Origin of the sequence: Pseudalkalibacillus sp. JSM 102089, assembly GCF_041366475.1 — a bacterium.
GTDB lineage: Bacteria > Bacillota > Bacilli > Bacillales > Guptibacillaceae > Guptibacillus > Guptibacillus hwajinpoensis_B.
This window is the reverse complement of sequence record NZ_JBEWYW010000001.1, coordinates 110,410-132,702: the sequence shown is the minus strand read 5'-3', so window position 1 is coordinate 132,702 and position 22,293 is coordinate 110,410. Positions and strand designations below refer to the sequence as shown.

The following is a 22,293-nucleotide window of genomic DNA, read 5'->3' as shown; positions in this document are numbered from 1 at the left end:
ATTCGAATGAGTTATTCGAATCCACGCTTGTTGTTTTATGAAGCTTTGGATTGAACGAGAGCAGCGGAAGTTGTTTTTTCTTTTCCAAATACGTGAAAAACAATATTTAAAGTAATTGCCGTTAAACTACCTGCTACAATCCCATTATCTGTTAGAATTTGAAGGCTTTGTGGCAGTTTTTCAAAAACAGATGGAGCCGCTGTCACACCTAGACCAACTCCAATCGAACAAGCAATAATAAAGAGGTTCTCTTGAGATTGAAAGTCTATGCGAGCAAGCATTTTAATGCCATAAGCCATTACCATACCAAACATAACAATCATAGCTCCACCAAGGACTGGTGGAGGGATAATAGTTGTGACAGCACCGATTTTTGGCACTAAACCGATTAAAATCAGCATTGAACCAACGAGATAAATAATTTGCTTCTTCTTGACACCAGATAGTTGAATTAACCCCACATTTTGTGAATAGGTCGTATAAGGAAATGCGTTAAACAATCCACCTAATACAATCGCTAGGCCTTCTGCTCTGTAGCCGTTTCTTACATCTTTCTCCGTCAGTTTTTCATCACAAATATCACTTAAAGCAAAATATACACCTGTAGATTCTACAAGACTTACAAGAACAACGAGAATCATCGTCAAGATAGCCGTCCATTCAAATGTAGGTACCCCAAAATAGAGCGGTTGAATTAAATGAAACCAGCTAGCTTCTTTAATAGGTGTTAGGTCAACCATCCCCATGTATCCGCCTACGATCGTACCAACTGCAAGTCCTATTAGGATGGCAACTGAACGGATAAACCCTTTAAAGAATCGAGTCAATAACACAATAAAGAGAAGCGTACCAAATCCAAGACTAATATTCTGTAATGATCCAAAATCAACCGAACCTTCCCCACCTGCTATATTCCCCATAGCAACGGGGATCAGGGTAATTCCGATGATGGTGACGACTGAACCAGTCACTACCGGTGGAAAGAATGCTATTAATTTGCTGAAAATAGGTGAGATTAAGATCACGAATAAACCTGCAGCGAGAATGGCTCCGTAAATGGCAGCAATACCATATGTTCCACCGATCGCAATCATTGGACCAACTGCGGTAAAGGTACAACCAAGTACTACCGGCAAGCCAATACCGAAGAAACGATTTTTCCATACTTGTAGAATACTAGCCATTCCACACATAAAAATATCAATTGAGACAAGATAAGTGAGTTCCTTTCCACTTAACCCCAGGGCCCCTCCTACAATGAGTGGTACAACGACAGCTCCTGCATACATGGCAAGAACATGTTGAATGCCTAGTGATAAATATTTCAGGCTATTCATACGATACTTCCCTCACTCACAAAGGTAACTTTTCCAGCTTCTAGTTTAGCGATTTTCGCTAACGATTCCACCCTAATCCCATTTGAGCGAAGGCGTTTCCCGCCATCTTGAAATGCCTTTTCAATAACAATACCAATTCCAGCTACCGAAGCACCTGACTTAGAAACAACTTCCATGAGACCTTCCGCAGCTTGTCCATTTGCAAGGAAGTCATCAATAACAAGTACGTGATCTTCTTCATTTAAAAATTTACTCGAAATGGTGATTGTATTCGTTTCTTCTTTAGTGAAAGAATACACATCTGCCGTTAACAAGTCCTCCTGTAATGTGAGCGACTTTCGCTTTCGAGCAAAAATAAGCGGTACATTAAGGGTGAGGGCAGCAAAAACAGCCGGTGCAATACCAGATGATTCAAGTGTAACGACTTTTGTAATGGAATCTCTTTGAAATTTACTCGCAAATGTCTCACCAATTTCCTTCATAAGTACTGGATCTACTTGATGATTTAAGAATGAATCTACTTTTAAGACAGCGTCAGATAAAGCTAAACCTTCTTGACTAATTTTGTTCATTAAATTTTCCATATAATTTCCTCCTTCAATACAAAAACCCGAAGAACATCGTCGCTCACAGAAGAGTGAGCAACATGCCTCCGGGAATATAGATAAAGAAAGAGTCTACAGTAATTAAACTGATGGTTGCTCACTCATAGTCGAATCATTTACGGTGATCCGGTAGAAACTTGCAAGCCATATTCTTGCGGTTATATGAGTGATGTTCTTATTCAGGTTATGATTGGTATTATAAACTAGCATTCAAATCAATGTAAAGACAAATCTTAACAATGACTTACTCTTAATCAACTTCGTTCGGTTTTCAAAGAAATAACGTTATTTGCAAACATCAGAACATTTTAACTCATGTGTTATAGGAGAATTGATTAATCAGTCGTTAATTCTGATAACAACTTATAGGACTTTTTCCGCTTTTCATAATCATATACAGAAGAGATCACCATCATTTCATCCGCTTGCGTTTCATCAAGAAATTCCTGCATTTTTCGTTTGACTGTTTCAGGACTACCAACAATAGAAGTAGCTAGCTGCTGATCAAGTGCCGCAAGCTCATATTCACTCGCATTTAGCTTTTCAACAGGCGGTTGGATAGGCGCTTCATGATTACGAATCAAATTTAAAAATTGCTGTTGTAAAGTCGTAGACAGATAATTTGCTTCTTCATCTGTATCTGCCACAATCACGTTTACACCTACCATTGTATAAGGTTTATCGAGTGCTTTCGAAGGCGTAAAACTTCGGTGATACGTTTGGAGCGCACTAACTGTATTTTTAGGAGAAAAGTGACTTGCGAAAGAATAGGGCAACCCTAATTTTCCAGCAAGCTCTGCACTGTATAGGCTAGATCCTAATAACCATGTTGGTACGTTAAGACCTTTACCAGGAATAGCTCGTACTGGAGATGATCCCGGGCTCATAGAAGGATCAAAATATGAGCGAAGTTCAGCGACTTGTTCTGGGAAATCCTGAGCCATGCTTCCAGTGCCTCGTCTTAATGCAAATGCTGTACGCTGATCAGTTCCAGGAGCTCGTCCAAGTCCCAAATCAATCCGTCCAGGGAATAGCGATTCTAGTGTTCCAAACTGTTCAGCAATGACAAGAGGGGAATGGTTTGGAAGCATGACTCCACCAGATCCAACACGAATGGTTGAGGTACCCGCAGCAACATGTCCAATCACAACTGATGTAGCAGAGCTTGCGATGTAGGGCATATTGTGGTGCTCAGCTAGCCAGAACCGATTGTACCCAAGTTTCTCTACGTGTTGAGCGAGGTTTCTTGTTCGTTCTAAAGCATCGGATATAGTTTCTCCATCCATAACAGGAGCTAAATCTAGTACTGAGTATTTAATATCAGATAATTTTTTTTGACTAGTTGACATAATTTCATCTTCTTTCTCTATTCGGAGTGTAAAAGGGGGATTTTCTTTCAAGAAAAACCCATATTCAATTTTATCAGCAGGTATACTAATTTAAAAACAATATGCTCTAACACTCCTATCTTGACTCGCTACTCGTAAAAGAGAGGTTTGCTTATCTACTATTTTGTACATACTGTTAAAAAAATAGTAGGAGAGAATATTATGAGCGAAGCACGATATCGCATTATGTTTTCGTATCGAATGAGGAGCGTTGGATTTCTATGTATACACTGCTTCGATACACATGATAAACAAATTGTAACTATTCCGATTTACTCAAGTTATGAAGGAATTGACGTCCATCACGAGACTTTTAAGAAGCTTCCTGAACTGTTGCAAGAAACCTTATTAGAAGAGAAACAAAAGCTTGATGCTGGATTTTATTCAATTCGTACTTGGAACATCGAAAACTTAGGATAACCCTTTAAACGTTCTCACAGAGAGAACGTTTTTTGTAAATTCAAAATTACAAATGAGGGGTAAACTACTAAACTTTCAATTCAATTGCATTTCTATCCATATTTTGGTTGAAATAAAGTATAAATAAATGACTCTATATTCTATTCTCATAAGCTTGTATTATTTATATACTTAATTTAGAAAATTTAGAAAAATAAAAGCTAAACAGACTAAAGGGGGTAAGACACAATTGATCAAGGTGAGAAGTGAAGGCTCTAGTTTACCTTAAAAGCGAATGTAGAAGAGGATTTAATTAAATAATCAGAACTTTATTTTTCCGTGAAGTTGACCCGACAACCCTATCAATTCAAAGTAGAACTGATTCATTATTATGATAAACTAGAAAAGATTAGTTTCAGGAAAAAGTGAAATGAACTTCATCTATTACGATTGAAAAAGGAGAGGTTTTTATGAAAAGCAAAAAGTTGCGTCATGTCCTTATACCTGCGTTATCTCTTTCATTATTGCTTTCTGCTTGTAACTTATCGTCTGGAGCTGACAGCGAATCTGGTAGTGAGGAAGTAGAAGTCATTCGACAAGGGGTAAACTTACCTGACCCAGAAAATGACGTTATTAAGCAAGAACTAGATGAGGCACTTGGTTTTCCAGTGAATCTCTCCGTTAATCCTAATGACTATGAAAACAAATTAAACGTTCGTTTATCGGCAGGGGATTATCCTGATTTGTTTCAAGTTAGTCGAGCTGCTCTAGTAGAATATGCTAACAAAGGTTTACTACTAGACCTTGATCCTTATATGGACGACCTTAAGGAAGTTCAAGATTTTATTGGAGAAGATAATGTTGAAAAAGCGAAGGTAAATGATAAAGTTTATGCGGTGACTGTTCCTGCAAGCATACCTTTCTATACGTACTGGGTTAGGAAAGATTGGTTAGAAGCATTGAACATGGAAATGCCTAAAACAGTAGATGATTTATATGAAGTAGCAAAAGCCTTTCGAGAAGATGATCCAGATGGGAATGGGCAAAAAGATACTTATGGTCTTACTGGATCAGGAGTAAGCGCTTTCCAACCGATACTTGGTGCTTATGGTGTAGGAATGCCAAAAAGCTTTTATAAAGAAGACGGTGAATTAGTGAACTCATTTCATGATCCTGATATGAAAGAAGCTCTCACTGCTGTTACGAAGTTTGTTGAAAACGATGTAACGGACCCTGAAATTTTTAGTAATACAGGTAACGAGCCTCAACAAAAAGCGTTTCAAGGTAAATTTGGGATTTTATTTGATGGATGGGCGAATTTAACGAGTGATGCTTATATTGAACAATACAAAGCAGTAGATCCAGATGCTGAGTGGGTACAGCTTACAGCAATTGAAGGACCTGCAGGAAAATCAGCAGGAACGTGGGATATAGGTCAAGCTAATGGCTTTTATGCTATTCCGAAAGCACTTGAAGACCAACCAGAAAAGCTGGAAAAAATATTTAAACTTCTTAACTATGTAGCATCTGATGAGGGATCTAAACTCGTTCAATATGGTATAGAAGGAGAACATTATAACAAAGAAGATGGCAAGATTGTCCCAACGGACAAACTGGCTGAAGAAGGTGGCTACTTCTGGCTTTACCAATTCACTGGTCGACCTGAAATGGAGTACCTATCAACGAAATTCTCAAAACAAACGGAATACATCGAAGCTTCCGCAGACGCTCCGCGTATTGAATCTCTAAATGGGTATATTGATTATCCAGAGGGCTATAATTCAGCAGATGCTGATCGATTCTCTGAAGAAGAAATGATTAAATTTATAAGTGGACAACGTGACCTTAGTGAGTATGATGAATTCTTGAATAAATTAGATACAACATTTAATTATCAGATGATGCTTGATAAAGCAGAAGAAGATATTAAAAAACTAGATCAATAATTATACTACCAAAGAAACAGCGCGTTCTCTATCAACCGAGAAGGCGCTGTTCTTTAGTGAGACTTAAAGTAACATAATTGCAATCCATCCAATCACCCCTGTTGCAATAGCATAGAACAACATTGGACCAAGTGTCATTCGAATAATTGTTCCTTCTTTTCCAACCATGCCAACAACAGAAGCAGCTGCAACAACGTTTAAAACACAAATCATATTTCCCGCGTTAGCCCCAAGTATTTGAAGTGAGAGAACGAGTTGTTCATTCATTTGAAGCTGATCCGCTACGCTAAATTGAAAAAGTGAAAACATCATGTTGCTAAATGTCGCACTACCAGAAATGAATGAACCGAGAGCACCGATAAACGGGGCAACAAGTGGCCACGCATCACCAACCACATTTGAAACAAGTGTCGCTAGCTCCATTGGCATACTCATGAGATCAGCATCATTCATTCCTGAGTTAATAAAAATCCGAACCATCGGAACAGCCGTTCCAAGTGCAATAACCGTACCAACCATCGTTTTCATGGAATCCACTACCGTATTCTTAACCGACTTTAGAGGCATTTTATGAAGAAAGACTGTTGCTACTATGACAACAATAAAGATGGTTCCAGGTAGATACAAAGGTTCAAACGAAGTGCTGATCTCTGTTCCTAGAATATGGTTCAAACCAATTTTAACCGACCTTAGCCATCCTTTTAAAGGCAATACATCCAAGCGTGTTAGCACTAATAAAAGCGCAACGAGTAAATAGGGCAACCACGCAAGCCACAAAGGTAGCGCTTTTGAAGGTTTCACATATGTTTCTTTTGCACTGTTGAAATCCCAGGCCTCATCAGGTAGAAGAAAACCTCTTTTGGCAGCCGGAACGACAATTGTGAGTCCAACAAGACCACCAATGATGGATGGAAATTCAGGGCCTAAGAAGGTGGCTACGATAAATGCGGGCAGTGTAAAGCTCACTCCTGCAAATATAGCGAACTTCCATAAAGAAAGACCTTCCTTCCAAGAATGGTTTTCACCAAAAAAACGTGTTAACATCATGACTAAAATAAGTGGGATAAAAGTACCTACGAAAAGATCAATCATGACAGCACTTTGAGTGACTGCCTGCAAATATTCAGGCATCGATTGCTGTCCAATAGAAGCTGTTACTTGATCCGCGACAGCTGAACCCTGTCGGAGTCCTTGATCGACCCCGACGATAATTGGTGTTCCAACTGCGCCAAAAGAAACAGGGCTGCTGTCAGCAATAAGAGCCATCGCAACTGCGGCAAGAGGAGGAAAGCCTAATGCTACAAGGAGTGGTGCTCCAATTGCTGCTGGCGTTCCAAATCCTGCTGCCCCTTCAATAAATGCCCCAAATAACCAGGCGATAATAATTAGCTGAACCCTTCGATCTACGGATATTCCCATAAATCCCGTGCGAATTGCGTCAATCGCTCCGCTATTTCGTAGCGTGTTTAATAATAAAATCGCTCCGAATACAATCCAAATAATCGACAAAGCTATGATTAATCCTTCAATGAATGCTGCTGTCATTTGTATCATCGGTATTTTCCATATCGTATAGGCCATTAACGCGGTGAGGAGTAAACTTCCCGGCATAGCTTTCGTTGCAGGTAAACGCAAAAGAACAAGTAAGATAAACACCGCTAAAATAGGAGTTAATGCTGTAAAAAGTTGAAGCCCGTTCATTTTCATCACCTTTTCTCGTATATGCTTATATGTGACGTCTTTCACATATAAGCATATACGAAATACAATTCCCCATATGTGATAAAAGTCACTCTTCTAGTAAACCATTAAACCTAACAATAAAAAGTCTGGTAAAATAACTGTGAAGCAATAATGAAGGAGTTGCTAATATGCTAAAAAAGGTAGATTATTTTTTCTATCCCGTTGAAGTCACTCAGCCTACCGGAGCAGAGGTTACTTACTACTGGGAAATTAGCGTGGCAGAATATGAAGGCAAAATTTATGCTTATGCCAAGGCAGATGAATTCGGAAGAAAAATCCGCTGGCATCAGAGCGATCAGCTTGACAAAGAAAGTGCTCTTGCTGTCATTCAAGAAAAGTGCAAATCGCAAAGTAAATAGCCTAAAAGCTAACGAAGCATATTTCGTTAGCTTTTTCCGTTTAGCACATCATTACATATTTAAGCTGTTCAAATTAACATGCGTTCGATACATTCAGGGTAGGATGATAAAAAGAGGCAACAAGATAGGGTGATGAAAATATGAATCAGAAAATCATAATCCTTAGCACACTTTTATTAGCTCATATTCTACTTTTTTTAAGCTTTGTTCGCTTCCCTGGAACATTTTGGCCAGTTTTTACAGTAACACTAGCCATCTTAATATTCTTAAGTGTGAAAACAGGAGCACTTAAGTTTAAAAAAATCACGTTCAAACATTGGCTTTATATCGTCATTAGTGCGATATTGTTATATATTCTTTCCTATATAGGAATTGCAGGAATCAAGTGGGTTTATCCTTCTTTATTTGAAGAGATGGAGCGGTTTTATGATGTGGTCCAACCAGTTAAAGCCTGGCATTTCATTAGTCTTGTACTGATCGTCATTCCGGGAGAAGAAATCTACTGGCGAGGATATATTCAGCAACAGTTGAAGAAGTACAAAGAGGGAGACACGACCCTTATAGCGACCATTTTATATGCGACGGCTCATCTTTATTCCGATGCGTATTTATTAGTACTAGCTGCAATCGGAGGTGGAATGGCCTGGGGATGGCTTTATGAAAGAACAAAGAACTTTTGGGTGCCATTATTATCACATATCTTCTTTGATTTACTCATTTTAGTTATTATTCCATTACTGTAAGTAACACGACTAAAGACTTTTCCAGAAGGGAAAGGTCTTTCTTTGTTTTATAAACTTAGTCACTATATGTTACAGTCTAATAGGTAAACGAGCGAAGCTTCTTGAAAACATAGGCTATTTTAGACTATATTCTTCACTATTCTGGACTAAGCGGTTGCGACTTGGTTATACTTCTAGTAGTATTAGACTGAATGGCTAAGAATTGAAAAGAGGGTTATAAATGAAAGAATCTATATACGGATTAACGTTTGATCAGCTAACTGAATGGTTGCTAGAACGTGGTCACAAAAAATTCCGTGCCTCCCAAGTATGGGATTGGCTCTATAAAAAGCGTGTTAAAGAATTTTCTCAAATGAATAATGTAAACAAAGACTGTATCAAACTTTTGGAAGAAAACTTTGCGATTCAGACATTAACTCAGGAAATCAAGCAGGAATCTTCTGACGGTACGATCAAGTTCTTGTTCAAATTACAAGACGGGAACGTTATTGAAACGGTACTTATGCGTTTCCATTACGGTCAATCTGTTTGTGTAACGACACAAGTAGGGTGTAATATCGGTTGTTCCTTCTGTGCAAGTGGACTTCTTAAGAAGAGCCGTGACCTTACAAGCGGTGAGATTGTTGAGCAAATCATGAACGTGCAACACGCACTTGATGAAAAGGCGAATGAAGAACGCGTCAGTCATATTGTTATTATGGGAATCGGTGAACCTTTCGATAACTATGATAATATGATGGACTTCCTTCACATCGTTAATTCTCAAAAAGGACTTTGTATTGGCGCGCGCCACATTACGGTTTCAACAAGTGGTCTTGCGAAGCAAATTTACGACTTTGCCAATGAAGATCTTCAGGTGAACCTTGCGATTTCTCTACATGCTCCTAATGATGAGTTGCGTACGAAGATTATGAAAATCAATAAGGCTTATCCGCTTGGAAAATTAATGCCTGCGATTGATTATTATCTTGAGAAAACCAACCGCAGAATTACGTTTGAGTATATTATGTTGAGAGACGTCAATGATCACGTAGAAGAAGCGAAACAACTTGCGAATCTTCTCGCTGACAAACGTCATCTTTCTTACGTAAACTTGATTCCATACAATCCAGTTGATGACCACTCTTATCAGCGTAGTGAAAAAGAATCGATTCTTGCGTTCTATGATACGCTTAAGAAAAACGGTATTAACTGTGTGATCCGTCATGAGAACGGAACAGATATCGATGCTGCATGCGGTCAGCTTCGCAGTAAACAAGTAAAGAAACTCGAAAATGCAGGTAAATAATTCAATTAAGACGCACCTTTAAAGGTGCGTCTTTTTTTATGTAGGGTAATTGACACACTCTCAAACGGGGGAAGCATACACTGTAAACAAAAACGTTTATTTTTAGAAAATAGATGTTTATATATGGGAGATGAATTATGAAAGGATTTATTATTGTCCTTTGTTTTCTCTTTTTATGGATTGCAACAGGTATTTCTTCCGATTATAATCGCTCAAATCCACCTTTCGAATTAAGTGGAGAGGAAGCAAGTGTGAGGTCTGGTTACAATTATCTTCACGTCATTATATTTAACGACCAATTGTCAAGGTTAGACGTTTATGATCAAAATGGTAATCTTGTGAAGGTTTATTATGAGGAAAGCTTAAAAGAGCTCTATCCATCTGCTACCTATCTAAATGCAGAAATTGATGATGAAAAATTGTATCTTATCTTTGAAGAAGAGAACGGACAAATCATTTCAAAAAGAATTGTCGTTGGTGCAAGAGGATCTTTATCGTTTATGCCTGAAAGAAAATAGAAAGGGCTGATAGAATAGATCAGCACCCTCCATGACACTCCTTGTTCACACAGTCTTGCTTCTTATGTGACTTCTTTTTATATCCCTTTACATGGTAATAAATAGTTAGACAATAGCGCCCCGTACAGACGGAGTGCTTCTTATGTCCATGGGGGTGTTGAATAGAACCGGTTTCTTTTCGACGATCTCTTGCTACAATCGTTACTTTACACAGTTGTTGATATGTTCTCGTTCTCGTATTTCCCTCTGGCACATAAAATGCAGGTTCATGACAGTGATCAATTAATACCTCGACTTCCTCACAAACCCCACCATCGTAATAAATTGATAGAGTTCCTGATACTGGTCCTATATCTCCAACCGCTTCCCATATTGGGGCATAAGGGTTGAGGAGTGGATCAATTCGAAAGACGCCACAGATATTTTCTTCCACCAGCTCTCCCTTTGATTGATGGGGACGACGCCTTTCACATAAGGGGTGATCTTCTTGAAACAACGATTTACTTCTTGACATAAGAGCACATCCTTAAACTTCCTTTTATATAGTAAATGCATGGACATTTGTTTTGTATAGATAAGCGTCCAAGTCAATCCAAAAATAAGTATGACAAAAATCATTATTCCTATTTATTGAAATAGCTTATTTAGCTTTCGTTTTTCATTTTTAAATGAAATTAACGAAATAAAAAAACACTCTCCGTCGTAGGACTTCATCGAGTGCAATAGATTATAATCCTGCTGTATATTGAAGATCCATTTCAACAGTAGCTGTACAGAAAACATCTGGGGTTGGAGGCGTAGCAGAAGTACACTGAATTTGAATCAATGTTACGTTCGTTAGTTCTAATACTAAAGAAGATTGTGCATCAACCGTATACTCAATGGGAACATTGGAAATCACGAATTTAATTTTGGTCTCGATTTCCTTCAGACAAGCCTAGCCGGCGCGAACTTCCCATACATAAATGCGAACGTGTATGTAGATGATCACGATGATGATCCATCAAATGATCAAAACTTTTTCACTCCTTATCAAATTCTTGATAAAACCGTGAAAGATGACTCAGGAACGGAACATCAACTGAAAGTAGGCGTGATCGGATTCGTTCCTCCACAGGTGATGCAGTGGGATAAGGCTAATCTTGAAGGGAATGTGATCGTAAAGGACATTGTTGCAACAGCTAATAAATACGTGCCAGTAATGAAGGCAGAAGGGGCCGATATTATTGTCGCCATACCTCATTCTGGCTTTGAGAAGGCAGCACCACAGGGAAATGACGAGAATGCCGTTTACTACTTAAGCGAAGTGGAAGGCATCGATGCCATTTTATTTGGACATGCCCACAAAGTATTCCCTGGAGATAACAGCTTTCAAGGAGTTGATGGAGTGGATAATACAAAAGGAACCATTAATGGAGTCGCTTCCGTCGAGCCAGGTTACTGGGGAGATCACCTAGGGGTAATCGACCTATCTTTAACGGAAGATAATGGGGAATGGTCAGTGAACGATTCCAAATCTGAAGCTCGTCCCATCTATGATAAAGTAACCAAAACACCACTTGTAGAAGCAGACATGGATATCGTGAATGCAGTGAAAGACGATCATGAAGCGACAATTGATTATGTGCGAACAGCTGTCGGTGAAACAACTGCACCCATAAACAGTTACTTTGCGCTCGTTAATGATGATCCGTCCATCCAGATTGTAACCAATGCTCAGAAATGGTATGTAGAAAACAATATTCAGGGTACCGAATATGAAGGTATTCCAGTTCTATCCGCAGGCGCTCCATTTAAAGCGGGCGGTCGAGGGGGTTCGTCCTACTATACGGATATTCCTGCTGGGGACATTGCGATTAAAAACACAGCTGATCTTTACGTATATCCGAATACACTGAAAGCGGTGCTGTTAAATGGTGACGAACTGAAGGATTGGCTTGAAATGTCAGCAGGCCAATTTAATGTAATCAACAAAAAAGATAAACAGGAACAGCCTTTAATTAATCCTGATTTCCCTTCTTATAACTACGATGTGATTGATGGCGTTACCTATCAAATCGATGTTACAGAACCTGCGAAATATGATATGAGTGGGAGTGTAGTAAATGCTGATGCAAATCGAATTAAATCGCTAAAATACAACGGAGAAAAGGTAACGAAAGACATGTCCTTTATCGTTGCTACAAATAATTACAGAGCGACAGGCGGGGGCCACTTTCCGCACTTAGACGGTTCGAATATTGTCATTGATTCCCCTGATGAAAATAGACAAATTTTAATTGACTATATTCTTGAAAACAAAACAATTAATCCAACAGCTGATCAGAACTGGTCATTTCACACAGTTAATAAGAAGAAACTGAACGTCACTTTTGAATCCTCGTTACAAGCCAAAACCTATGCGGAAAGCATTCAAACGATTCATTTTGTTGATGAAACAGAAAATGGTTTCGCTAAATATACACTCGACTTAACGAAACAGAAAAAAGAAAAGCATCATCATAATCATAAGGGCGAGCACGGCCGCCATCGTTAAGAACGAATTCACGCCAATTCATCAGAATTGGCGTTTCTTATTTTAAGAATTTATCCGATGCAAACAATAGTAGAATATTTACTGATATAATGGAATTACTATCGTACAGAAAGGGATTTATATGACACAAAGCCTGACAAGCACCCAAAGAGATGAGCTTTTTTCAGATCTGACAAATGAGCAACAAACGTATGTAATGAATTTTCTTAAACGCGGTAAAAAAACGGCTTTTGCGAATGTCATAGCTAGAAGTAAAGGGCGGATGATTCCAAGTGGGGCAACGGATGAAGAAATCAGGATGCTGCTTGATGATTGGATACTAGAAGATTACATCGATGCGGGCTTCGTTTCAGATGATTTAAAATGTGAGTGCGGTCGCTCTTTACGGTATCAGTATGTTGTTCGACATGCAAAAACAGGAAAAACACGGCGTTTCGGGATAAATCATTTCGAAGAGCATACCGGATTACCCGCTTCCATTGTGAGAGAAGTTGTGAAGGGATTTATGGAAATAGATTATGAGTTGGATGAGCTACTGTTGAAAAGACAGAACGGCTATCCTACATACGACATTCCTGAAGGATTGAACCTTCCACAAGACATTGAACAGCCACTTTCATTAAATCTTCCATTACTAGATCTACAAGAAAAAAGGCTAAACAGTTTAATCAGATCTTATCGTGAAGACCAAGAAGCTTTTCAAAGAGGGAGCAACACTGTAGAACAAGTAGTCAACCCGAAAAGCAACCAGGAAGAACCGAAATCAGAAGAGGAATTACAAGGTTCTTTTGATTTGTTCGCGGAAGATGTTCAAGAACCTTTACAAGAAAAGACAAGCGAGAAACCTAAGGAAACCTATTTTGTAGGAGACCTTTCATTTACAACACAGGAAGCGGTAGACTCCTATATTCAGCAAGGTATGGAAAGTGCTCTGATGATTTGTGAGCTTTTGATTAAGGAAGGAAAGGTACAAGACAAGAGATACTCCACAAAGAAACCAAAAATTTATTTTGCTGTTTGTACCTACCTCGATTCATTTGTTGCATCTGGATCAATGTCAGTCGAGCCGATAGGGCGTGAAGATCGCATCTATCGACTGAAAAGCAAGAGATCATCTTAACATTTCATAATTATCAGATAAGTGATTGACATTTCCAGTTAACCGGTCTATAATTTCACACATGTTCAAAAATTAAATCAACACTCTTATCAAGAGCGGCGGAGGGAATAGGCCCTATGATGCCCGGCAACCTTTCAACTACGGTTGAAGCTGGTGCCAAATCCTACAGGTGATATCACCTGGAAGATAAGAGGAGGATTATGTTAGCAAACCCTCTTCTTATTGTTTAAGAAGAGGGTTTTTTATTTTATCCAGAAAAGGAGCTGTTACACATGAAAAGAACACTTGAAGAACGATTGCAAGATGGTCCAGTTATTTGCGGGGAAGGTTATCTATTTGAATTAGAGCGTCGTGGTTATTTACAAGCAGGATCATTCGTACCTGAAGTTGCCCTAGACAATCCTGAAGCGCTAAAACAAACGTATCGTGATTATATGCTTGCAGGTTCAGATGTCGTACTTGCTTTTACGTATAATGGTCACCGAGAGAAAATGAGGATTATTGGAAAAGAAGATTTGTTAGAACCGCTCAATAGACAAGCTATCCGCCTGGCTAAGGAAGTTGCGAAAGAACACCCTGAAGAAGAAGCGCTAGTCGCAGGAAACATTTCAAATACAAACTTATTTGATCCTGAAGATGAGGAAAGTAAGGAACAAATTCGATCGATTTTTGCTGAAATGGTGAAATGGAGCAAAGAAGAAGGCGTTGATTTCATCAATGGGGAAACTTTCTACTACTATGAAGAAGCAAAAATAGCGCTAGAAGAGATTCAAAAGCAGGATCTTCAAGCTGTAATTACACTCGGACTCATGAGTGAGAACATTTTAAGGGATGGCTATACCGTTGAAGAGGCTTGCCGTTTGTTAGAAGAACAAGGAGCACTAGTTGTTGGAATGAACTGTTTTAGAGGTCCGGCTACAATGCAACCATACATTGAAAAAATCAGACAGTCTGTTAACGGATACGTTGGAGCTCTTCCAATTCCTTATCGTACATCAGAAGAACACCCAACATTCTTTAACTTACCAGACGGTGGCTGTGCGTGTACATTGCCAACAGAGACGACCTTTCCAACCTCTTTAGATCCGCTTTATTGTAACCGTTATGAGCTAGCGGAATGGGCTAAGGAGGCACAGCAGGTTGGGGTCAATTACTTGGGACTCTGTTGCGGCGCTTCTCCAAGCATGCTGCGAGAGGTGGCTGAAACAGTTGGCAGAACAACTGTAAACTCGGTATATTCTCCAAATATGGAAAAGCACTTTTTGTTTGGAACTGATGAGACATTGAAAGATAACAATACGGCTTATAGAGCAAAGGCCTAATTTATAACAACAACCGGAGAACTTAATTTCTCCGGTTGTTGTTTTTTTACCAAAAACCTATTTGTAGACCTGTACTACAGTATTTAAAGCCATTTTTACATAGGAGATTATATCTACTACATTTTTTCTATAAACTGATTATTTTTGATAACGTTGGCGATGATTAGTAACAGTATCAGTTGAAGAGTAACGAATACAATGGTTTTTGCATTTGATAGGATAACAGCATTTTTCCAATCACGATGTCTGAAATTGATTTTTCCGCTATATAAGTTGCTTTCCAAGTAACATTCTTTTCGAATTAAAGGCTTCTTTTATGAAAAACATCATATTTATGAAGTAGTTGTGTTATTATTTTAAATGTGTTTGAATATGTCCATGAAACATTATTGAACTCAAACCACAATGAAAACGAACTGTTTTATAAGCGAGGTAGCCTATGAATAATCAAAATTTATTAAATGAACTCCGCTCCATTTTACCCAGTGCGGAACTGAAGATAAATGAGCCATTAAATGCACATACGTATACAAAAATGGGTGGATGTGCGGATGTCCTTGTGTTTCCTAACACGCTAGAGGACGCACGAGCAGCAGTTGAGTACGCCTATCAATCTAACTATCCATTAACCATTTTAGGAAAAGGCTCTAATGTTATTATCCAAGATGGAGGCATTAGAGGAATTGTCCTGAATCTTTCTTCACTAAAAGCCATTCAAAAAGAAGAAGAAAAAGTTATTGCTCAAGCTGGCGCACGTATTATTGATGCTTCTGAATTTGCTCGTGACAGCAAACTAAGTGGACTCGAATTCGCTTGCGGGATCCCAGGCTCTGTCGGCGGAGCTGTTTATATGAACGCAGGAGCATACGGTGGAGAAATCGCGGATTGTCTCGAAAGCGTTCTTGCTGTAACAAAGGAAGGAAAGCTCGTTAAATTGACAGCTGATGAACTTGATTTATCTTACCGTCATAGTAATGTAGAAGAAAATGGTCTTCTTGTCCTTGAAGCTACTTTCAAGCTTAAAGTTGGAGAGTATGAGGATATTAAAGCAATCATGGATGACTTAACGGAAAAACGTGAAACAAAGCAACCGCTAGAATACCCTTCATGTGGCAGTGTGTTTAAACGACCTCCTGGCCTTTTTGCTGGTAAGCTCATTCAGGACTCACAGCTTCAGGGTACACGAATCGGTGGAGCTGAAGTCTCCAAAAAGCATGCTGGCTTTATTGTAAATATCGATAATGCGACAGCGACTGACTATCTGGACGTGATTCATCATGTGCAGCGAACAGTAAAAGAAAAGTTTGATGTCGATCTTGAACGTGAAGTTCGCGTCATAGGGGAACCACCTGAAAAACCATAATTCACATGACAGCCGCTCTTACAAAAAGAGCGGCTTTTTAGTGTTCTTTCACCGATATTCGATAAATCTGTGAACATATGAAATCTGCACAATAAGTGCATACTTTACGGATAAAGTAGATATTGGCATACAATTCCAAAGACTAGAGGAGGACTATTATGAAAAGTAAAACTCAATTGATTGGTGTAATAACATTATCAATGGCGCTCATTCTTGCTGCTTGTGCAAACAACAATGAACAAGTAAATGAAAACTCTACTAACACAGAGGCAAACTCTGAAAGCAGTATGGAAGGGATGAATCATTCAGGCTCTGCTGAGGTACCTGAAGACCTACAAAAGTCTGAAAATCCCACTTATCCAGAAGGTAGCACGGCGATCATTGAAGCGAACCATATGAAAGGAATGGAAGGTGCAGAAGCAACTATTGTGGGGGCATATGATACGACAGCTTATGTTGTAACTTACACCCCTGAAGATGGCGGGGAACCCGTAGAAAATCATAAATGGGTCATTCATGAAGAACTGGAGGATCCAGATGAAGCTCCACTTCCATCTGGAACTGAAGTAACATTAATGGCTTCTCATATGGAAGGAATGGAAGGTGCGATTGCAACGATCGAATCTGCTACAGAAACTACCGTATATATGATCGACTACACACCAACAACTGGTGGCGAAAAAGTAACGAATCATAAATGGGTAACGGAAGACGAATTAACCGTAACTGAATAATTGACCATTCATAACCCGAACTCGTTAGGTTCGGGTTATTTTAAAGAGGTTCACTGATATCTGCCGGTCTTCCACTTGATTTTCTAACGCTATCGTCACAAACAAGTAGAAAAGGATGAAAAGCTTTGAAGAAAATATCGCTCTATACAATAGGTTTAATTCTCACTGTAATACTATCTGCTTGTCAAAATGATCAATCGCCACCAAATGAAAGTCAATCAAATGATACAGAACAAAAAGAAACAAATCTCGCATCCATCAGTAACTCTGCCATTTATAAAGAAGTTGATAGAAAGCAAATCGATCATGTCCACGGGATCGGTTATCCCGGTAACCGTAATGAACTGCTAGTGGCTACTCACGACGGTCCTCTAATTTATCATAATCAAATCTGGTACGAAGCGACTACAAACAAAAATGATTATATGGGATTCCAAGCTGTAGCTGATGGATTTTATAGTAGTGGACACCCTGGAGAAGGATCTGCGTTACCAAATCCACTTGGATTAATCAAAAGTACAGACCGAGGCAAGACAATAGAAAAGCTAGGTTTTCAAGGCGAAGCTGATTTTCATTATTTAGCTGTGGGATATGAAACGAACGCCATTTATGCAGTAAATCAACAAAGAAATAGCGAAATGGAAATAGGCGTCTATTATAGTGAGGACGCTAAGAAGTGGGTGGATGTCGCGTTAAAAGGAACTCCCAATCAAATAAGTGGGTTATTCACTCATCCAAGTAAGACGAACCTTGTTGCTATAACCTCTCCTTCCGGGTTATATCTCTCTCGTAATCAAGGTGAGTCGTTAACTCGAATCACGAAAGAAGTAGCTGTTAGTACAATGGTTTTTCTAGAGGATCGCTTTATTTATGCAGTGCAGGAACCTAGGAATCAGCTCATTGTTCAATCATTGCAAGACGGTGAAGAGGAAGAAGTGACTATGCCTAATCAATCTTTAGACGCCATTGATTATGTTACAGTCAATCCACAAAATGAGGATGAGGTTGTCTTTCATACAATAAGTGGTAGTCTTTATCAAACAACTGACAATGGGGAATCGTGGACTACTTTAATCAATGAAAGGCAAATCAAGAAATAAGTTGATTTCGGAGAAGAACCCGTATTCTATTCCCTTCGTTTATCAAGAATTTGTGCAGAAAGAATGAAATTTCCTATCCTTCAACTTTATTTGCTAATGACGTTTAATCTGGATCAAATAGGAAAATATGACAGTGTACTTAACTTTTAAGGAGGAATGAGCGAATGTCACAAGAAAATTACGGATCGGTTATTCAAACACTTCATGAATGTATGACAGCCTGTAATCACTGCTACGATTCTTGTTTAAAAGAAGATGATGTCAACATGATGGCGGAATGTATTCGCATGGACAGAGAATGCTCTGATATTTGCGGTTACCTCGAACAAGCTCTCGTGAGAGGAACACCATTTGTTGCTGAACTTGCCACAGCATGTGCGACCATTTGTGAAGCTTGTGGGAATGAATGTAAGAAGCATGAACACAAACATTGTCAGGATTGCGCTGAAGCTTGTTTCAAATGTGCAGAAGAATGCAAGAAATTAGCATCATAATCAAGATAGTGAGGAAGTCTGTTTACTAACACAGGCTTCTTTTTTATGCAGCTGTTTTGTACAATGCAGACAGCCTGCACACTTTCTCGATATAATACTGTTACACTAGCTGTTCATAAAGGAGAAAGACATGAGAATAAAGAGGAAAAGTAAATTAGCAACAAAATTAGGTCTATTTTTTCTCATAAGCATCTTACTACTCGAAGGTATTTTGTTCATGGTGCTGTACTTCGGTTTTTTAAACGAACGCATTATGGCAGAAACGGATGCCCTTCTAGCAAGAGGGAATAGCCATAGAGATGTACTAGCGAAGCATTTCAATCGTGAGACAATGGAACACGTTGCACTTATGGAATCTGAAGCTGAGACGCAGGTAGTCATAACAAATGAAAAGAATACCATCCTTGTTCATTCTAATAAAGTCATGCCTACTATTGAAGAAAAAATTGCTTCCTCAAACCCCCTCCCTGTAACAGGAGCTATTGTGGAAGGAGATTGGGGTGAAGAACCTTTTGTTACAACTGGTTCTCCGATTTTTGTTGATGATGAGCTTGTTGGAAACGTGTATATGATTCTTGATACACAAGGTATTCGCGACGTACGAGACCACTTAACGACCCAATTTTTGATTATTAGTGGACTAGCACTCTTCCTTACAATTATTACAATTATTTACCTTTCAAGAATCATTACACGCCCATTGATTGATATGAAAATAGCCACACAGAAAATGAGTACAGGGAATCATGATGTCTCATTAAAAGTAGATCGAAACGACGAATTAGGTGAATTAGCCAAAGCGATCCAGAGTTTGTCCGACGATTTGCTACGATTAAAAAACGATCGCAGTGATTTTCTAGCTAATATTGCCCATGAACTTAGAACACCATTAACTTATCTTAACGGCTACGCTGACATTGCTCAGCGAGAAGCGTTATCGCTCGACGAGAGAAACACTTATCTAGCCGTTATTAAAGAAGAATCCGAAAACTTAACCTCGCTCGTTCGAGATTTATTTGATATGGCCCAAATGGATCAACAAGGATTTTCGATTGATCGTGAATCAGTCGATTTATGTCCATTAATTCATCAAATTAGAGAGAAAGTGAAGCCTGCTTTTGATCGAAAAGGAATTGATTTGAAAGTATCATGTCAGAACGATATTCGCTTAACGATTGACCCTGCGAGGTTTTCTCAAGTGATGTTAAATCTGTTAGATAATGCTTTACACTATAGTGAACAAGGAAAATATGTATTAATCGATGTCAGCGTCTCTCAAAAGACAGTCATCATAAAAGTGGTTGACGAAGGAGAGGGGATTCCTATGAAGGATTTACCTTTCATCTTTGAACGCCTTTATCGTGTTGATAAATCCCGATCAAGAAAGTATGGTGGCTCCGGACTCGGTCTTGCTATTGCCAAAGAAATTGTTGAAAGGCACGGTGGGAGCATATCTGCTAATAGTGAAGAAGGGAAAGGCACGACAATGACAATCGCCTTAGCAGGAGTTGAATAAATTGAAATATGTTCTAGCTGTAGATGACGAAGAAAGAATGGTTGATTTAATCTCTCTCTACTTAAAGCCACATGGATATTGTATATATAAAGCAAACACAGGCTTAGATGCACTTAATAAACTAAAGAAAACTCATGTGGATATGGTCTTGTTAGATATTATGATGCCAGATATGGATGGTTGGAAAACATGTGAAGAGATCAGAAAACAGTCAGATGTTCCAATTATTATGCTAACAGCACGTGAACAATCAGAAGACATTGTAAAAGGACTAAAGCTAGGTGCAGATGATTACATCACTAAACCTTTCGATGAACGAGTTCTCCTTGCTAGAATGGAGGCAGTCTCTCGACGCTTAAAGCAGGTTGATTTAAATCAATTGGTGTTTAAAGGACTCACGTGGGATGCAGATAAACATCTTGTTTCTTACAACGGTTCCCTTATCCCTGTTACCCCTATTGAATTTAAGCTTCTTGGACTTTTCTTGAAAAATCCTGAAAAAGTTTTTAGTCGTGATCACCTGATTCAAATGATTTGGGGATTTGAATCAAGTACAGAAGGACGCACGATTGACTCACATATACGGAATTTACGGGATAAATGTCGATCTGTTAACTTCCAGATCGACGAATATTTAGTGACCATATGGGGGGTAGGGTATAAGTGGAAAAAACTTAAAAATTGATTGATATAACGGAGTTCATTTATATTTTCCATAGTACTAATCATTATCCTTTTACATATAAGGTGTATTTACACTTGGGAATACGCACCAGTATATTAAGTCCGAGTTGACTTAAACTAACCTGTGTGACTAACAATTGATTAGAAACACACCTTTAAACTTTTATCTAAGGAAGTGACCTGAAGTGTACAATAAAAAGCGTAATCAAAAAGGGAAAGGGAAAACCGCTACCGTCATGGCATTAAGTGCATTAGGAGGAGCGGCTGCCTACGCACTAACTAGTCGGATGCAGGACGGGTTTATGGGCATGCAACAGCATCATTCTCATCAAAATTCTTCCCATCAACCTCAATCGCACTCTCAACATCAAGATCCAGAAGCTTTGAAGCAAATGGCTTCCGCTCAAGGAATCGATAATGATGCCATTGCCCAATTTACAAACGCAATAAAAGACGATTTGCGCTAATTTAAGCACTCCCACTTGGGGGTGCTTTTCTTACGAATTACCTATGTTAGCTTATACTGTTGATTGAAGGGAACGGATCAACTGAATCCCCTATAAAGTTAAGAAAAAATGATGTTTCAAGAGAAGGCAATGTTCTTTTATCAATTACTAAAGGTCAGCCAATTCTTATGTAGAATAGATAGATAGTACGAGATTTCCCTTAAACAAAAAGGAGTGTTTAAATGATCAATCAAATCGGTCAAATCATGCTCTACGTGGACAATCAGGAAGAAGCACTAACATTTTGGACGGAAAAAATCGGTTTTCGCTTAGTTTCGAAAGAAGATAACGATAGTCCAATGAAATGGATGGAGGTTGCGCCTACTTTGGAAGGGGGAGCGACGAGTATCGTCCTTCATGATAAAGCGTTTATTGCGAAGATGGAACCCGAGTTAAATCTCGGAACACCATCCCTTATGTTTTTCACTGACGATATAGATCGGCTATATGAAGATTTTAAAGGCAAGGAAATAACTGTTGGAGAGATCGTATCGATGCCTTCAGGACGAATCTTTAACTTTGCAGATCCAGAAAATCACTATTTCGCGGTTATGGAGCGAAGCAAAGCATAAAAGAAAGACCTTCTCCTCAC

At 38.9% G+C, this 22,293-nt stretch carries 21 protein-coding genes, 1 pseudogene and 2 riboswitches; of the genes and pseudogenes, 17 read left to right on the top strand and 5 right to left on the bottom strand.

The features are described from left to right. Positions 1-35: 35 nt before the first annotated feature. The 3 genes from ABVF21_RS00625 to ABVF21_RS00615 form a co-directional block, all read right to left on the bottom strand. On the bottom strand, positions 36-1,337 hold the full coding sequence (locus tag ABVF21_RS00625; protein ID WP_371017254.1) for a nucleobase:cation symporter-2 family protein: 1,302 nt from the start codon (positions 1,335-1,337) through the stop codon (positions 36-38). After that, positions 1,334-1,921: a xanthine phosphoribosyltransferase gene (locus ABVF21_RS00620; RefSeq protein ID WP_303533329.1), complete on the bottom strand. Its 588-nt coding sequence runs from the start codon at positions 1,919-1,921 to the stop codon at positions 1,334-1,336. The genes ABVF21_RS00625 and ABVF21_RS00620 overlap by 4 nt, the downstream gene beginning before the upstream one ends. A 105-nt stretch (positions 1,922-2,026) precedes the next feature. Further along, positions 2,027-2,128: riboswitch (purine riboswitch) on the bottom strand. Positions 2,129-2,277: 149 nt separating this feature from the next. Beyond that, complete coding sequence (locus ABVF21_RS00615; RefSeq protein ID WP_303533331.1) at positions 2,278-3,291, bottom strand: LLM class flavin-dependent oxidoreductase; 1,014 nt, start codon at positions 3,289-3,291, stop codon at positions 2,278-2,280. A gap of 201 nt (positions 3,292-3,492) precedes the next feature. Here ABVF21_RS00615 and ABVF21_RS00610 point away from each other — a divergent pair, with 201 nt between their 5' ends. Beyond that, the gene (locus tag ABVF21_RS00610) at positions 3,493-3,750 is read left to right on the top strand and encodes a hypothetical protein (RefSeq protein ID WP_303533334.1); all 258 of its coding nucleotides are present in this window, start codon (positions 3,493-3,495) and stop codon (positions 3,748-3,750) included. Positions 3,751-4,199: 449 nt separating this feature from the next. Next, positions 4,200-5,675: an extracellular solute-binding protein gene (locus ABVF21_RS00605; RefSeq protein ID WP_303533337.1), complete on the top strand. Its 1,476-nt coding sequence runs from the start codon at positions 4,200-4,202 to the stop codon at positions 5,673-5,675. Between the two features lie 63 nt (positions 5,676-5,738). Here ABVF21_RS00605 and ABVF21_RS00600 read toward each other — a convergent pair whose 3' ends face one another. Then, entirely contained in the window at positions 5,739-7,382 is a 1,644-nt protein-coding gene (locus tag ABVF21_RS00600; RefSeq protein WP_371017253.1) for an L-lactate permease, read from the bottom strand. A 164-nt stretch (positions 7,383-7,546) separates the two neighbouring features. On the opposite strand from ABVF21_RS00600, the gene ABVF21_RS00595 reads away from it, so the two are divergent. The 4 genes from ABVF21_RS00595 to ABVF21_RS00580 all read left to right on the top strand — a co-directional run bounded on the left by ABVF21_RS00595 (position 7,547) and on the right by ABVF21_RS00580 (position 10,326). Continuing rightward, on the top strand, positions 7,547-7,777 hold the full coding sequence (locus ABVF21_RS00595; RefSeq protein WP_303533342.1) for a hypothetical protein: 231 nt from the start codon (positions 7,547-7,549) through the stop codon (positions 7,775-7,777). 140 nt (positions 7,778-7,917) lie between these two features. Further along, positions 7,918-8,520, top strand: coding sequence for a CPBP family intramembrane glutamic endopeptidase (locus ABVF21_RS00590; RefSeq protein ID WP_303533345.1), 603 nt, complete (start codon positions 7,918-7,920; stop codon positions 8,518-8,520). 220 nt (positions 8,521-8,740) lie between these two features. After that, complete coding sequence (rlmN, locus tag ABVF21_RS00585) at positions 8,741-9,808, top strand: 23S rRNA (adenine(2503)-C(2))-methyltransferase RlmN (RefSeq protein WP_098443743.1); 1,068 nt, start codon at positions 8,741-8,743, stop codon at positions 9,806-9,808. 137 nt (positions 9,809-9,945) lie between these two features. Further along, complete coding sequence (locus tag ABVF21_RS00580) at positions 9,946-10,326, top strand: hypothetical protein (RefSeq protein WP_303533350.1); 381 nt, start codon at positions 9,946-9,948, stop codon at positions 10,324-10,326. Between the two features lie 19 nt (positions 10,327-10,345). Here ABVF21_RS00580 and ABVF21_RS00575 read toward each other — a convergent pair whose 3' ends face one another. Further along, positions 10,346-10,840, bottom strand: a complete 495-nt coding sequence (locus ABVF21_RS00575; RefSeq protein WP_194221745.1) for an S-Ena type endospore appendage — start codon at positions 10,838-10,840, stop codon at positions 10,346-10,348. A gap of 372 nt (positions 10,841-11,212) precedes the next feature. Between ABVF21_RS00575 and ABVF21_RS00570 the strand changes: the two are divergent. The 11 genes and pseudogenes from ABVF21_RS00570 to ABVF21_RS00520 all read left to right on the top strand — a co-directional run. Next, positions 11,213-12,862: pseudogene (locus ABVF21_RS00570) on the top strand (bifunctional 2',3'-cyclic-nucleotide 2'-phosphodiesterase/3'-nucleotidase); the annotation flags it as partial. A gap of 121 nt (positions 12,863-12,983) precedes the next feature. Beyond that, positions 12,984-13,982 (top strand): DUF3895 domain-containing protein, encoded by a 999-nt coding sequence (locus ABVF21_RS00565; protein WP_303533357.1) that lies wholly within the window; start codon positions 12,984-12,986, stop codon positions 13,980-13,982. An 83-nt stretch (positions 13,983-14,065) separates the two neighbouring features. Then, a riboswitch (SAM riboswitch) is annotated at positions 14,066-14,175 on the top strand. Between the two features lie 79 nt (positions 14,176-14,254). Then, positions 14,255-15,304 (top strand): homocysteine S-methyltransferase family protein, encoded by a 1,050-nt coding sequence (locus ABVF21_RS00560; RefSeq protein WP_303533360.1) that lies wholly within the window; start codon positions 14,255-14,257, stop codon positions 15,302-15,304. A 439-nt stretch (positions 15,305-15,743) separates the two neighbouring features. Continuing rightward, the gene (murB, locus tag ABVF21_RS00555) at positions 15,744-16,667 is read left to right on the top strand and encodes a UDP-N-acetylmuramate dehydrogenase (RefSeq protein WP_371017252.1); all 924 of its coding nucleotides are present in this window, start codon (positions 15,744-15,746) and stop codon (positions 16,665-16,667) included. A gap of 158 nt (positions 16,668-16,825) precedes the next feature. Then, positions 16,826-17,401 carry a YdhK family protein gene (locus ABVF21_RS00550; RefSeq protein WP_371017251.1) on the top strand — a complete coding sequence of 192 codons (576 nt, stop codon included), beginning with the start codon at positions 16,826-16,828 and terminating at the stop codon, positions 17,399-17,401. A 125-nt stretch (positions 17,402-17,526) separates the two neighbouring features. Further along, positions 17,527-18,501: a F510_1955 family glycosylhydrolase gene (locus tag ABVF21_RS00545; RefSeq protein ID WP_371017250.1), complete on the top strand. Its 975-nt coding sequence runs from the start codon at positions 17,527-17,529 to the stop codon at positions 18,499-18,501. Between the two features lie 164 nt (positions 18,502-18,665). Further along, positions 18,666-18,995: a four-helix bundle copper-binding protein gene (locus ABVF21_RS00540; RefSeq protein WP_371017249.1), complete on the top strand. Its 330-nt coding sequence runs from the start codon at positions 18,666-18,668 to the stop codon at positions 18,993-18,995. A 130-nt stretch (positions 18,996-19,125) separates the two neighbouring features. Continuing rightward, a complete protein-coding gene (locus ABVF21_RS00535) occupies positions 19,126-20,511 on the top strand; it encodes a sensor histidine kinase (protein ID WP_371017248.1) in 1,386 nt (461 codons plus the stop codon). 1 nt (position 20,512) lies between these two features. Then, positions 20,513-21,196 carry a response regulator transcription factor gene (locus ABVF21_RS00530; RefSeq protein WP_303533378.1) on the top strand — a complete coding sequence of 228 codons (684 nt, stop codon included), beginning with the start codon at positions 20,513-20,515 and terminating at the stop codon, positions 21,194-21,196. 184 nt (positions 21,197-21,380) lie between these two features. Continuing rightward, positions 21,381-21,662: a hypothetical protein gene (locus tag ABVF21_RS00525; RefSeq protein WP_371017247.1), complete on the top strand. Its 282-nt coding sequence runs from the start codon at positions 21,381-21,383 to the stop codon at positions 21,660-21,662. A 221-nt stretch (positions 21,663-21,883) separates the two neighbouring features. Next, positions 21,884-22,273 (top strand): VOC family protein, encoded by a 390-nt coding sequence (locus ABVF21_RS00520; RefSeq protein WP_371017246.1) that lies wholly within the window; start codon positions 21,884-21,886, stop codon positions 22,271-22,273. Positions 22,274-22,293 lie beyond the last annotated feature (20 nt).

Bases quoted from the DNA above. Each gene is read 5' to 3' on its own strand.
- ABVF21_RS00625 (WP_371017254.1), bottom strand. From the start codon at position 1,337: ATGAATAGCCTGAAATATTTATCACTAGGCATTCAACATGTTCTTGCC.
- ABVF21_RS00620 (WP_303533329.1), bottom strand. From the start codon at position 1,921: ATGGAAAATTTAATGAACAAAATTAGTCAAGAAGGTTTAGCTTTATCT.
- ABVF21_RS00615 (WP_303533331.1), bottom strand. From the start codon at position 3,291: ATGTCAACTAGTCAAAAAAAATTATCTGATATTAAATACTCAGTACTA.
- ABVF21_RS00610 (WP_303533334.1), top strand. From the start codon at position 3,493: ATGAGCGAAGCACGATATCGCATTATGTTTTCGTATCGAATGAGGAGC.
- ABVF21_RS00605 (WP_303533337.1), top strand. From the start codon at position 4,200: ATGAAAAGCAAAAAGTTGCGTCATGTCCTTATACCTGCGTTATCTCTT.
- ABVF21_RS00600 (WP_371017253.1), bottom strand. From the start codon at position 7,382: ATGAAAATGAACGGGCTTCAACTTTTTACAGCATTAACTCCTATTTTA.
- ABVF21_RS00595 (WP_303533342.1), top strand. From the start codon at position 7,547: ATGCTAAAAAAGGTAGATTATTTTTTCTATCCCGTTGAAGTCACTCAG.
- ABVF21_RS00590 (WP_303533345.1), top strand. From the start codon at position 7,918: ATGAATCAGAAAATCATAATCCTTAGCACACTTTTATTAGCTCATATT.
- rlmN (WP_098443743.1), top strand. From the start codon at position 8,741: ATGAAAGAATCTATATACGGATTAACGTTTGATCAGCTAACTGAATGG.
- ABVF21_RS00580 (WP_303533350.1), top strand. From the start codon at position 9,946: ATGAAAGGATTTATTATTGTCCTTTGTTTTCTCTTTTTATGGATTGCA.
- ABVF21_RS00575 (WP_194221745.1), bottom strand. From the start codon at position 10,840: ATGTCAAGAAGTAAATCGTTGTTTCAAGAAGATCACCCCTTATGTGAA.
- ABVF21_RS00565 (WP_303533357.1), top strand. From the start codon at position 12,984: ATGACACAAAGCCTGACAAGCACCCAAAGAGATGAGCTTTTTTCAGAT.
- ABVF21_RS00560 (WP_303533360.1), top strand. From the start codon at position 14,255: ATGAAAAGAACACTTGAAGAACGATTGCAAGATGGTCCAGTTATTTGC.
- murB (WP_371017252.1), top strand. From the start codon at position 15,744: ATGAATAATCAAAATTTATTAAATGAACTCCGCTCCATTTTACCCAGT.
- ABVF21_RS00550 (WP_371017251.1), top strand. From the start codon at position 16,826: ATGAAAAGTAAAACTCAATTGATTGGTGTAATAACATTATCAATGGCG.
- ABVF21_RS00540 (WP_371017249.1), top strand. From the start codon at position 18,666: ATGTCACAAGAAAATTACGGATCGGTTATTCAAACACTTCATGAATGT.
- ABVF21_RS00535 (WP_371017248.1), top strand. From the start codon at position 19,126: ATGAGAATAAAGAGGAAAAGTAAATTAGCAACAAAATTAGGTCTATTT.
- ABVF21_RS00520 (WP_371017246.1), top strand. From the start codon at position 21,884: ATGATCAATCAAATCGGTCAAATCATGCTCTACGTGGACAATCAGGAA.